Source organism: Bradyrhizobium sp. Pha-3, from assembly GCF_042258325.1.
Taxonomy (GTDB): Bacteria; Pseudomonadota; Alphaproteobacteria; order Rhizobiales; family Xanthobacteraceae; genus Bradyrhizobium; species Bradyrhizobium elkanii.
Genome location: NZ_CP170151.1, coordinates 8,637,859 through 8,649,381, shown reverse-complemented (window position 1 = coordinate 8,649,381; position 11,523 = coordinate 8,637,859). Strand labels below are relative to the sequence as shown.

The following is an 11,523-nucleotide window of genomic DNA, read 5'->3' as shown; positions in this document are numbered from 1 at the left end:
CAAGCAGAAGAGGTAAGGGAAGATTGCGGCCGTTTCGATCGAAGCAATATCCATTCCGGCTTTAATTGCCGCCGACTTCGCCGCTGATGACGTCGCCGAACAATTGCCAGCGCTCGCCCTTGAACTGCATCAACTGGAGCTGCTCTATCGGCTGGAAGTCGGCAGGCCCGGTCGACAGCGTCACGCCGGGCAGCAGGCCGCCCTGCGCGAATTGCTTCAGGCTCGCCGCCTGCTTCATCACATTGGCGCGGGTGAGGTCGTCGCCGCAGCGGCGCAGCACCTCGACCATCGTGGTCGCCATGTTGTAGCCGGTCATCGCCGAGGCATCGACGCGGTTGGTGTCGGGCATGTATTTGGCGAGCAGGTCGTCGAACGCCTTCATGCCGGCATCATCCTTCCATTGCGGATCGCTGGCGTCCTTGGCGTAGGCGGCCGAGATCACGCCCTGCGCGTTGTCGAGGCCGGCCGGACGCATCACGGTCGCGGTGGAAGCCGAGACGTTGGAGACGATGGTCACCGGCTTCCAGTTCATCTCGCCGAGCTTCTTGATCGCCTGTGCGCCGAATTTCGGCGTGGTGAAGAAGACGATGACGTCGGGATTGGAGGATTTCAGCCGCACCACATGGGAATCGATGGTCGGCTCGGCGACTTCATAGCTCTCCTTGGCGACGACGCGCGCGGGGTCGCTGGCGAAGCCGTCTTCCAGGCCCTTGAGGTAGTCCTTGCCCATGTCGTCGTTCTGGTAGAGCACCGCGACCTTGGCGGCAGGCTTCTCCTTGAGCAGATATTTCGCGTAGATCCGCGACTCGCTCTGGTAGCTGGGCAGCCAACCCATGGTCCACGGGAAGGCCTTCGGATCGTTCCACTTGGTGGCGCCGGTGGCGACGAACAGCTGCGGCACTTTCTTGGCGTTGAGATATTTCTGGATCGCGGTGTTCGAGGCGGTGCCGAGCGTGCCGAACAGGAACAGCACCTCGTCGCTCTCGACCAGCTTGCGGACCTGCTCGACGGCTTTCGGCGGCGAGTAGGCGTCGTCATAGGAAACGAAAGTGATCTTGCGCCCGTTGATGCCGCCGTCGTCGTTGACCTTCTTGAACACCGCGGCCATCGCCTTGCCGACCACGCCATAGGCCGACGCCGGGCCGCTATAGGGCACGATGTTGCCGACCTTGATCTCGGCGTCGCTCGCACCGGTGTCGTATTTCTTCTGCCCCCATGCGGCATTGCCGGTCGCGGCGGCGACGGCGAGGCCGAGCAGGGCGGTTGCGACACGGTGTCGGATCGGCATCGGCATTTCCCGAAATCTCCTTGTTGTTGCCGCCGCGCAAGGGCGCCGGTTTCTTGTCGGGGTCTTGCCGGTTTACCTAGCGTATTGCCGGCCAAAGTGTAAGCAGGCATTGCCCGGGCCGGCTTGCGAGCAGCGCCATGGCTTTAAATCCCGGTTTCTGACGCGTTTTCTCCGCACGAACCGCTACCCGCTTCGCCCGAAAACGCGCCAACAAAAGCCCCCTGCGACGGTATCGCAGGGGGCCAATGTCGGCCGGATATTTGCCGGAAATCAGCCGCCGACGTCGGCGCTGATGACCTCGCCGAACAGTTCCCATTTCTCGCCCTTGAACTTCATCAGCTGCAGCTGGCTGATCGGCGCGAAATCGTTCGCCGCGGTGTTGATCTTGACGCCGGGCAGCAGCACCTCGGTGCGGAAGTCCTTCAGGCTTGCCGCCTGCTTCATGATGTTCTCGCGGGTGAGGTTGTCGCCGCACTGCTTCAGCACCTGGACCAGCGTCTGCGCCACGCCGAAGCCGACCACGGTGCCGCCGTCGAGCTTGTCGCCTTCGGGGAAGTCCTTGGCCATGAAGGTGTAGAACTCCTTCATGCCGGGGTCATTGTCCCATTGCTTGTCGGAAGCGTCCTTCAGGTAGGCGGCGGAGATGATGTCCTGCGCGTTCTCGAAGCCGGCCGGCTTGATCACGCTGCCGACCGAGGCCGACACGTTGTTGAGGAAGTGGGTCGGCTTCCAGCCGATCTCGGCGACCTTCTTGATCGCCTGCGCCGCGAATTTCGGCGTCGCGATGTCGATGAAGACGTCGGCGTTGCTCGCCTTCAGCTTGACGATGTTGCTGTCGATGGTCGGCTGGGACGTCTCGAAGCTTTCTTCCGCGACGATCATGCTGGCGGCCTTCTGGCCGAGCCCGTCCTTCAGACCTTTCAGATAGTCCTTGCCGTAATCGTCATTCTGGTAGAGCACGGCGATCTTGGCGTTCGGCATGTTCTTCAGGATGTACTTGGCGTAGATCTGGGTCTCGCTCTGGTAGTTGGGTTGCCAGCCCATGGTCCAGGGAAAGTCCTTCGGGTCGTTCCACTTGGTGGCGCCGGTGGCGACGAACAGCTGCGGCACCTTCTTGGAGTTCATGTATTTCTGGATCGCCGAGTTCGACGGCGTGCCGAGCGAGTTGAAGATCAGCAGCACCTCATCGCTCTCGACCAGCTTGCGGGCCTGTTCCACGGCCTTCGGCGGCGAGTAGGCGTCATCGTAGGAGATGAAGTTGATCTTGCGGCCATTGATGCCGCCGGCATCGTTGATCTTCTTGAAATAGGCGGCCTCGGTGCGGCCGATGACGCCATAGGCGGACGCCGGGCCGCTGTAGGGCATGATGTTGCCGATCTTGATCTCGGTGTCGCTGGCGCCGGTGTCGTATTTCTTCTGGGCAAGCGCAGCGCTGCCGGACGTCGCGACGAGCGCGAGCGCGGCCCCGAGGACCGCAAGTTTTTTGGTAGCGGACATCTATGTCTCTCTCCCTGTTTGTCAGACGCATGTGTCTCGGCCCCCTTGCTCGGAGAGCTCTTTATTTGGCTGCAGTGATTATCATTTTAGGCGGTTCGCCTCAATGAGAAGCCCCTGCGGCAATGCCGCAGGGGCGGTATCTTTGGTCGACCTTCCCGGCCTAGCCGCCGACGTCGGCGCTCAAGACTTCGCCAAAGCGCTCCCAGGTCTCGCCCTTGAAGCGGATCAATTGCAGTTGCGAGAGCGGCGCGAAATCGGTCGCCGAGGTGTTGACCTTGACGCCGGGCAGCAGGCCGCCGGGCTCGTAATCGCGAATGCTGGCCGCCTGCTTCATGATGTTCTCGCGGGTCAGATTGTCGCCGCAGGCCTTGAGCACGTGGACCAGGCCCTGCGAGACGATATAGGCGTACATCACCGAGGCATCGGCCCGGTTCGCTTCCGGATAGTACTTATCGAGGAATTCGTTCCAGGCGATCATCGCCATGTCGGTCTTCCACTGCGCGTCGGTCGGATCCTTGAAATATTGCGACGAGATGATGTCCTGGGCGTTCTCGAAGCCTGCCGGCTTGATCACGCTGCCGATCGATCCGGAGACGTTGTTGAGGAAATGCAGCGGCTTCCAGTTGAGCTCGGCGTTCTTCTTGATCGCCTGCGCCGCGAATTTCGGCGTCGTGATGTTGAAGAACACGTCGGCGCCGGAGGCCTTCAGCCTCACGATGTGGGAATCGATGGTTGGCTCCGTTACCTCGTAGCTGTCCTCGGCGACGATCATTGACGCTGCCTTGGCGCCGAGCCCGTCCTTGAATCCCTTCAGATAGTCCTTGCCGTAGTCGTCGTTCTGGTAGAGCACCGCGATTTTGGCGTCCGGCTTGTTCTTCAGGATGTACTTTGCATAGATGATGGACTCGCTCTGGTAGTTGGGCTGCCAGCCCATCGTCCAGGGGAATTCCTTCGGGTCGTTCCACTTGGTGGCGCCGGTGGCGACGAACAGTTGCGGCACCTTCTTCTGGTTCATGTATTTCTGGATCGCCGAGTTCGGTGGCGTGCCGAGCGAATTGAAGATCAGCAGCACCTCGTCGCTCTCGACCAGCTTGCGCGCCTGCTCGACCGTCTTCGGCGGAGTGTAGGCGTCGTCGTAGCTGATGAAGTTGATCTTGCGGCCGTTGATGCCGCCCTCGGCGTTGATCTTGCGGAAATAGGCCTCCTCGGTCTTGCCGATCACGCCATAGGCGGAGGCCGCCCCGCTGTAAGGCATGATGTTGCCGATCTTGATCTCGGTGTCGCTGGCGCCGGTGTCGTATTTCTTCTGGGCAAGCGCAGCGCTGCCGGATGCTGCGAGGAGCGCAAGCGCAGCAGCAAATGCCGTCAATTGTCGTATTCCAGACATGCCGTTTCTCTCCCTGATTGCAGATGATGTGTCGCGGCCCTCTGTTTCGAGGGCTCATTATTGGTCGTAAAAACTATCATCTTACCGGGGGTGTCTCAATGAAAAGCCCCTGCGGCATTGCCGCAGGGGCTGCGTCTTTAGTCGATCACCCTCAAGGCGGACCGCTGCTCAAAAATCCGCCAACGTGTTGGCTTGTGCGCCACGCCAACCGCAGAGATTGCGGTCGAGTAAAGCGTCTCCGTTGAGTTGAGCGCGCGGATCGAACAGACCGGCGTGACGATCAGTTGCTCAGATTGCTCGAAATGATGTCCCCGAACAGCTCCCACTTTTCGCCCTTGAACCGCATCAGGCGCAGTTGCTTGATCGGCGCGAAATCGGTGGCTGACGTGTTGATGCTGATGCCCGGCAGCAGCGTATCGGGGACATAATCCTTCAGGCTCGCGGCCTGCTTCATGACATTGGCGCGGGTGAGGTCGTCACCGCACATCTCCAGCACCTTCACCATGGTCTGCGCGGCGGCGTAGCCGAAGGCGGTGGCGCCGTCGAGCTTGTTGGCGTCCGGATAATTCTTCCTGAGGAAGGCGAGGAATTTCTCCATGCCGGGATCCTTGGCCCACTGCGGATCGGCGCCGTCCTTGAGATAGGACGCCGACAGGATACCCTGCGAATTCTCGAAGCCCGCCGGCTGCATCACGCCGCCGACGGAGGCCGAGACATTGGCTACGATCTGCAACGGCGTCCATGCGATCTCGGCGGCCTTCTTGATCGCCTGTGCCGCGAATTTCGGCGTCGCGATGCTGACGAAGGTGTCGGCACCGGCGGCCTTCAGCTTGACGATGTGACTGTCGATCGTGGGCTCGGATGTCTCGTAGGCCTCCTCGGCAACGATCATCGATGCCTTGTTGCCGAAGGCGTCCTTCAGACCCTTGAGGTAGTCCTTGCCGAAATCGTCGTTCTGGTAGAGCACGGCGACCTTGGCGTCGGGCTTGTGCTTCATGATGTATTTTGCGTAGACCCGCGCCTCGTCCTGGTAGGACGGCTGCCAGCCCATGGTCCACGGATAATCTTTCGGGTCGTTCCACTTCGAGGCGCCGGAAGCGATGAAGAGCTGCGGCACCTGCTTCTCGTTCATGTATTTCCGGATCGCCGCGTTGCTTGCGGTGCCGACCGAGCCGAACAGCAGCAGCACTTCGTCGTTCTCGACCAGCTTGCGTGCCTGCTCCACCGTCTTGGGCGGCGAGTAGCCATCGTCGTAGGAGATGAACTTGATCTTGCGGCCGTGGATTCCGCCGGCATCGTTGATCATCCTGAAGTAGGCCGCCTCGGTCTTGCCGATCACCCCATAGGCCGACGCGGGACCGCTGTAGGGCATGGTGTTGCCGATCTTGATCTCGGTGTCGCTGGCCCCGGTGTCGTATTTCTTCTGAGCCTGCGCGACATTGCAGCTCGTCAGGATCAGAGCGAATGCGGACAACAGCGCCGTCAGGGACGGACGTGCGGCAGCCATGGTTTCCCCACCTCGGGTTCTTTGTTTGGAGTATTCAATACCATCGGCGCGGGGCGTCAACAAAAAGCCCCCGCGACGGATATCGCGGAGGCTGTTGTTTTATTCCCGCAGTGCAACGTCACTCGGAAGGGACGTCGCCGGAAATGATCTCACCGAACAGTTCCCACTTCTGACCCTTGAAGCGCTGCATCTGCAGCTGGGCGATCGGGGCGAAGTCGGTGGCTGAGGTGTTGATCTTGACGCCGGGCAGCAGGGTGTCGGGCGTAAAGTCCTTCAGGCTCGCCGCCTGCTTCATGACGTTGCCGCGGGTGAGATCGTCGCCGCACATTTCGAGCACCTTGGCGAGCGTCTGTGCGGCGCCATAGCCGTACACATAGCCGCCGTCGGTCTTGTCGGCGCCCGGCATGTACTTGTCGAGAAACTCGGCCCACTTCTTCATGCCGGGGTCGTTGTTCCACTGTGTGTCGGCACCGTCCTTGGCGTAGGCGGCCGACAGCACGCCCTGCGCGTTGTCGAAGCCGGCCGGCTGCATCACGCTACCGACCGAGGCCGACACGTTGGTGATGATCTGCAGCGGCTTCCAGCCGAGTTCGGCGGTCTTCTTGATGGTCTGCGCGCCGAACTTCGGCGTGGTGTAGATCAGCAGCACGTCGGGATTGGCGGCCTTGATCTTGACGATGTGGCCGTCGATCGACGGCTCCGAAATCTCATAGCTCTCCTCCATGATGATGCTGGAGGCAGCCTTGGCGCCAAAGCCGTCCTTGGTGCCCTTGAGGTAGTCTTTGCCGAAATCGTCGTTCTGATAGAGGATCGCGATCTTGGCGTCGGGCTTCTCCTTCATCAGCCACTTGGCGTAGATCTGCGCTTCGCTCTGGTAGCTCGGCTGCCAGCCCATGGTCCACGGGAAGTTCTTCGGGTCGTTCCACTTGGTGGCGCCGGTCGCGACGAACAGCTGCGGGATCTTCTTGGAATTCAGGTATTTCTGGATCGCGGTGTTGGACGGGGTGCCGAGCGGGTTGAAGACGAGCAACACCTCGTCGCTCTCGACCAGCTTGCGCACCTGCTCGACCGCCTTCGGCGGCGAATAGGCGTCGTCATAGCTGACGAAATTGACCTTGCGGCCGTTGATGCCGCCGCGATCGTTGATCATCTTGAAATAAGCCTCTTCGGTCTTGCCGATCACGCCGTAGGCGGAGGCTGGTCCCGAATAGGGGATGATGTTGCCGACCTTGATCTCGGTATCGCTTGCGCCGGTGTCGTATTTCTTTTGGGCGAATGCGGTCGTGGACGTCGCGGCAACAGCGACGATCGCCGCGGAAATCGCGGCGATCCGAACGGTAGAAAGCATAATATCTCCTGGTTTGCTTCTATAGGCTGTCAGTTTTTCTTGAACTTTGCGGCCAGTTGCTGGGCAACGATCGCAACCTGCCTGGCGCCGTGCGGCACGAGGAAGATGACGAGGAACAGCAGCACGCCGAACACCGCGCCCGAAAGGCCCTTCGAAATACCCTCGGCGATGTTGGGCACGAAGATGATGAAGGCGGAGCCTACGATCGAGCCGGGCAGCCAGCCGACGCCGCCGACCACCATGCCGAGGAACAGCGAGATCGCGAGCTGGATGGTGTAGCCGTCGGGCGCCACGAACTGCACCGCGATAGCGCCGAGACCGCCGGCAACGCCGGTGATGCCGGCCGAGACGCCGAATGCCAGCGTCTTGTACAGCGCGACGTCGACGCCCATCGCGGAAGCCGCGATCTCGTTGTCGCGGATCGCCATGAAGGCGCGGCCCGAGCGCGAGCGCAGCAGGTTCACCGAGGCGAGATAGATCGCGATCGTGACCACCAGCGTGAAGTAATACAGCCACATGTCCTGCCCCATCGGCAGGCCGAACGGCGCATCCGGCTTGGTGACCACGAGACCCTGCACGCCGCCGGTCCAGTGCTCGAAATAGCCCAGCTTCAGAAGCTGCGGCATCGCGGTGGCGAGCGCGAAGGTCGCGAGCGCCAGATAGACGCCGGAAAGCCGCAGCGCCGGCTGGCCGAACAGGAAGCCGAAGCCGAAGCAGACGATGCCGGCGATCGGCAGCGTGAGGGCATAGTTCATGCCCGCATGCTCCATCAGGATCGCCGAGGTATAGGCGCCGACGGCGTAGAACGCGCTCTGACCGAGCGAGAACTGGCCGGAGCCACCGGTCAGGATGTTGAGCGCCATCACCGCGAGGCCGTAGATCAGAAGCATCGTCATCTGGAAGATGATGAAGTTCTTGACGAACAGCGGGATCAGGATCAGCGCGGCGAGCACGACGAGCGAGGTGCCGTAGCCCAGCGTCATGGCGCGCTTGGGAACGGCCTCGACGGCCTGGCCTTCGGTGACGACTTCGACTTCTTCAGCGGCGCTCATGATCAAACTCGCTTCACGATGGCGCGGCCGAACAGGCCTGCCGGTTTGACGACCAGGACGACGATGATCAGCGCAAGCGCGATCGGAAGTTTCAGCTCATTGCCGACGCCGGGGATGTAGGTGCCGACGAGGTTCTCGAAGACGCCGACCAGGAAGCCGCCCATGACGGCGCCGAACGGGCTCGACAGGCCGCCGAGCACGGCTGCGGCAAATCCATAGATCAGCACGCCGAGCATCATGTTGGGCTCGAGGAACACCACAGGTGCGATCATCATGCCGGCGATCGAGCCGATCGAGGCGGCCATGCCCCAGCCCAGCGCGATCATCCAGGAGGTGTTGATGCCGACGAGGCGCGCCGATTCCGGCAGCGATGCGGCGGCGCGCATCGCAAGACCGACCCGGGTGAAGCGGAAGAAGAAGAACAGCAGGAGCAGCATCAACAGGGTGATGCCGATCATGCCGGCCTGGTGGGTCGAGATCAGCTGGCTGCCGAGGAACGGCGAGGAGCCGAACGGCGTCGGATACTGCTTGATGGTGAAGTCCCAGATCAGGCCGGCGACCGAGTTGATGATCGCGTAGAGCGCGATGAAGCCGGCGACGTTGGTCAGGATCGGCGCCTTGGCCAGCGGCTTGAACAGCAGCCGCTCGATGACGATGCCGGCGGCGAACGAAAAGGCGACGGTGAGCACGAAGGCACCCCAGTACGGCACGCCCCATTGCATCAGCTGCCAGGACACGAAGGTCGAGAACATCGCCATTTCGCCCTGGGCGAAATTCAGATGGTCGATGGCCTGGTAGATCATCACGACCGCGAGCGCCATGCAGGCATAGATCGCGCCCGTGGCGATGCCGGCCAGGACCTGGTTGGCAAAAAGCTCCATTGTGCCAGCTCCCTCAGTAGCCGAGATAGGATTTGCGGACGTCTTCGTTGTTCGCGATGTCCTTGGCATTGCCCGACATCACGATCCGTCCGGTTTCGATCACATAGGCCTGGTCGGCGAGTTCGAGCGCCAGCTGCGCGTTCTGCTCGACCACCAGGATGGTCACCTTTTCCTCGCGATTGATCTTGCCGAGGATGCGGAACAGGTCGCGCACGATCAGCGGCGCGAGGCCGAATGACGGCTCGTCGAGCAGCATCAGGCGCGGCCGCAGCATCAGCGCGCGCGCTACCGCGAGCATCTGCTGCTCGCCGCCGGAGAGCGTGCCGGCCTGCTGGGTGTAGCGCTGCTTCAGCACCGGGAAATGCTCGTACATCCGCTCGATGTCGGCGCCGATCGCCTTCTTGTCCGGGCGGCTGATGGCGCCGAGCTGCAGGTTTTCCTCCACCGTCATGTTGGTGAAGGTGCCGCGGCCCTGCGGCACATGGGCGATGCCGAGGCGGACTACGTTCTCGGTCGAGCGCGTGCCGATCGGTTTGCCCTCGAACTCGATCGCACCGGTCGAGCGCACCATGTTGCAGATCGCCCGCAGCGTGGTGGTCTTGCCGGCGCCGTTGGCGCCGAGCAGGGTGGTCAGCGAGCCCTCGTTGAGCGAAAAGGAGAGGCCGTGCAGGGCCTGGACCTGGCCGTAATAGGCGCGCAGGTCCTTGACGTTGAGCATCGTGGTCATTGGTCCTTGCTCCCCAGATAGGCCTTGATGACATCAGGGTCGGCCTGGACCTGGGCCGGCGTGCCTTCGGCAAGCTTGCGGCCGAAATTGAGCGCGACGACGTGGTCGGCGATCGACATCACGAGACCCATGTGATGCTCGACCAGCAGCACGGTGATCTTGCGGTCGTCGCGGATTTTGCGGATCAGGTCGCCGAGCACATAGACTTCCTCGTGATTGAGGCCGCCGGCCGGCTCGTCGAGCAGCAGGATCTTCGGGTCTGCGGCCAGGGCGCGCGCCAGTTCGACGCGCTTCTGGGTGCCGAACGGAAGTCCCGAGACCACGGTGTGGGCGACGTCCTCAAGATCGAGATAGCCGAGGATGTCGTGCACTTTCTTGTTCATGTCGGTCTCGCCGCGGCGAACCCAGGCGAGGCGCAGCGAGTCGCTGACGATGTCGCTCGAGGTGCGCGCATGCGCGCCGACGCGCACATTGTCGATCACGGACAGGTTGGGAAACAGCGCGACGTTCTGGAAGGTGCGGCCGATGCCGATCTCGGCGATCCGGTGCGGCGGGCGCGACAGGATGCTCTTGCCTTCCATCAGGATGTCGCCGGACGACGGCTGATAGAGCCGCGACAGGCAATTGAACAGCGTCGTCTTGCCGGCGCCGTTCGGCCCGATCAGTCCGAGGATCTGTCCATGGCGCATGTCGAACGACACGCCGTTCAGTGCGATGATGCCGCCGAACACGACGCTGACGTCGCGAACCGCGAGCAGGGGATCATTCCCCTGCGCGAGTTGTGCCTGCGTCATCTCGTCTCGCCCGCCGTCTTCGAGCGGTGCGAGCGGCCCTGCGATGCGTTTCGCTGGACGTGATGGAGGCTATCTGATCCCCTCGGCCAAACGTGCAACTTTCCCTCCTACTCTGGTCTTTTTGCGTTCTTCTTTTTTGGATTGCGGCGCCATTCCACCGAGCGCCTGCTCGATGTTCCTTACCATCGCCACAAGACGAGGTCCAATGTCGTTGAGCAATCTGTCTTCCGTGAAGCGGAATGCCGGCGCGCCGCAATTGAAGGCGTAAGGACCGGTTCCGTCGTTCAATCTCAATGCGACGCCGACCGCGGCGACGTCGTTCTGCCAGTCGCCTGCGGACATCGTGAAGCCGTGCTTCGCGACCGTCTCGCCGGAGCGCTCGATGCCGTCGCGCATCTTGGCCCAGCGGCTGCCGTAGTGATCGCGCAGCTCGCGCAGTAAAGCCGCACGCTCGTCGGGCGGCAATGCCCAAATATAGGCACGTCCCATCGCTGTGGTTGCGATCGGCACCCGCGAGCCGACGTCGAGTTGTACGCCGAGCGCCAGGCCGTTCCGGCTCTGGCCGAAATAGATCATGCTGTGGCGGTCGCGGCCGCCGACCGCGACTGCGCCGCCGGTCGCGCGCATCACTTCTTCTCGATAGGGCTCGGACAAATGCCGAACGCCGAGATTGGCGAGCGCGGCGTAGCCGAGTGCCATCGCCGACGGCGCGAGCTGGTACTTCTCGAACTTCGGTACAGGTGTAAGGTATCCCAGCTTGGTGAGCGTGTAGGTCAGCCGGGAAATGGTTGGCTTCGGTAACTTGGTGCGGGCGGCAATCTCCTGGTTGCCGAGCAGCCCGTCATTGGGTTGGAATGCGCGCAGGACGTCCAGTCCGCGGGAAAGCGCGACGACGAAATTGCGATCGGTCGCGGCTTTCTTGCTAGCGCGCTTCATCCCTATCCTTGCCCTGCCCTTGTCATGCTCGTTGACAAGGCACGTGCTTCAAAATAACCCTCCATGTCAAGATGTGGAATTAAATTTCGCAGTGCGAAATTGGTCT

Annotated in this window: 10 protein-coding genes; all 10 read right to left on the bottom strand. The window is 62.0% G+C overall.

What is annotated here, in order from left to right; translation table 11 throughout:
• Positions 1 to 61: 61 nt before the first annotated feature.
• The 10 genes from ACE10X_RS41345 to ACE10X_RS41300 all read right to left on the bottom strand — a co-directional run bounded on the left by ACE10X_RS41345 (position 62) and on the right by ACE10X_RS41300 (position 11,417).
• Positions 62 to 1,294: an ABC transporter substrate-binding protein gene (locus tag ACE10X_RS41345; RefSeq protein WP_038384537.1), complete on the bottom strand. Its 1,233-nt coding sequence runs from the start codon at positions 1,292 to 1,294 to the stop codon at positions 62 to 64.
• A 264-nt stretch (positions 1,295 to 1,558) separates the two neighbouring features.
• Positions 1,559 to 2,785, bottom strand: a complete 1,227-nt coding sequence (locus ACE10X_RS41340; RefSeq protein WP_038384536.1) for an ABC transporter substrate-binding protein — start codon at positions 2,783 to 2,785, stop codon at positions 1,559 to 1,561.
• A 160-nt stretch (positions 2,786 to 2,945) separates the two neighbouring features.
• Positions 2,946 to 4,172, bottom strand: a complete 1,227-nt coding sequence (locus ACE10X_RS41335; RefSeq protein WP_375763765.1) for an ABC transporter substrate-binding protein — start codon at positions 4,170 to 4,172, stop codon at positions 2,946 to 2,948.
• Positions 4,173 to 4,452: 280 nt separating this feature from the next.
• The gene (locus ACE10X_RS41330) at positions 4,453 to 5,679 is read right to left on the bottom strand and encodes an ABC transporter substrate-binding protein (protein WP_375763764.1); all 1,227 of its coding nucleotides are present in this window, start codon (positions 5,677 to 5,679) and stop codon (positions 4,453 to 4,455) included.
• A 118-nt stretch (positions 5,680 to 5,797) separates the two neighbouring features.
• Positions 5,798 to 7,027, bottom strand: a complete 1,230-nt coding sequence (locus ACE10X_RS41325) for an ABC transporter substrate-binding protein (protein ID WP_375763763.1) — start codon at positions 7,025 to 7,027, stop codon at positions 5,798 to 5,800.
• A 29-nt stretch (positions 7,028 to 7,056) separates the two neighbouring features.
• Complete coding sequence (locus ACE10X_RS41320; protein ID WP_038384533.1) at positions 7,057 to 8,079, bottom strand: branched-chain amino acid ABC transporter permease; 1,023 nt, start codon at positions 8,077 to 8,079, stop codon at positions 7,057 to 7,059.
• 2 nt (positions 8,080 to 8,081) lie between these two features.
• Entirely contained in the window at positions 8,082 to 8,960 is an 879-nt protein-coding gene (locus tag ACE10X_RS41315; RefSeq protein ID WP_028339071.1) for a branched-chain amino acid ABC transporter permease, read from the bottom strand.
• A gap of 13 nt (positions 8,961 to 8,973) precedes the next feature.
• Positions 8,974 to 9,687 (bottom strand): ABC transporter ATP-binding protein, encoded by a 714-nt coding sequence (locus tag ACE10X_RS41310; RefSeq protein WP_038384532.1) that lies wholly within the window; start codon positions 9,685 to 9,687, stop codon positions 8,974 to 8,976.
• A complete protein-coding gene (locus ACE10X_RS41305) occupies positions 9,684 to 10,481 on the bottom strand; it encodes an ABC transporter ATP-binding protein (RefSeq protein WP_016847575.1) in 798 nt (265 codons plus the stop codon). Before ACE10X_RS41305 ends, ACE10X_RS41310 begins: the two co-directional genes overlap by 4 nt.
• A 69-nt stretch (positions 10,482 to 10,550) precedes the next feature.
• Complete coding sequence (locus tag ACE10X_RS41300) at positions 10,551 to 11,417, bottom strand: IclR family transcriptional regulator (protein WP_018269093.1); 867 nt, start codon at positions 11,415 to 11,417, stop codon at positions 10,551 to 10,553.
• Positions 11,418 to 11,523 lie beyond the last annotated feature (106 nt).

What these genes read in the sequence shown, in the direction of transcription:
- ACE10X_RS41345 (WP_038384537.1), bottom strand. Translation starts at nt 1,294, where the DNA reads ATGCCGATGCCGATCCGACACCGTGTCGCAACCGCCCTGCTCGGCCTC.
- ACE10X_RS41340 (WP_038384536.1), bottom strand. Translation starts at nt 2,785, where the DNA reads ATGTCCGCTACCAAAAAACTTGCGGTCCTCGGGGCCGCGCTCGCGCTC.
- ACE10X_RS41335 (WP_375763765.1), bottom strand. Translation starts at nt 4,172, where the DNA reads ATGTCTGGAATACGACAATTGACGGCATTTGCTGCTGCGCTTGCGCTC.
- ACE10X_RS41330 (WP_375763764.1), bottom strand. Translation starts at nt 5,679, where the DNA reads ATGGCTGCCGCACGTCCGTCCCTGACGGCGCTGTTGTCCGCATTCGCT.
- ACE10X_RS41325 (WP_375763763.1), bottom strand. Translation starts at nt 7,027, where the DNA reads ATGCTTTCTACCGTTCGGATCGCCGCGATTTCCGCGGCGATCGTCGCT.
- ACE10X_RS41320 (WP_038384533.1), bottom strand. Translation starts at nt 8,079, where the DNA reads ATGAGCGCCGCTGAAGAAGTCGAAGTCGTCACCGAAGGCCAGGCCGTC.
- ACE10X_RS41315 (WP_028339071.1), bottom strand. Translation starts at nt 8,960, where the DNA reads ATGGAGCTTTTTGCCAACCAGGTCCTGGCCGGCATCGCCACGGGCGCG.
- ACE10X_RS41310 (WP_038384532.1), bottom strand. Translation starts at nt 9,687, where the DNA reads ATGACCACGATGCTCAACGTCAAGGACCTGCGCGCCTATTACGGCCAG.
- ACE10X_RS41305 (WP_016847575.1), bottom strand. Translation starts at nt 10,481, where the DNA reads ATGACGCAGGCACAACTCGCGCAGGGGAATGATCCCCTGCTCGCGGTT.
- ACE10X_RS41300 (WP_018269093.1), bottom strand. Translation starts at nt 11,417, where the DNA reads ATGAAGCGCGCTAGCAAGAAAGCCGCGACCGATCGCAATTTCGTCGTC.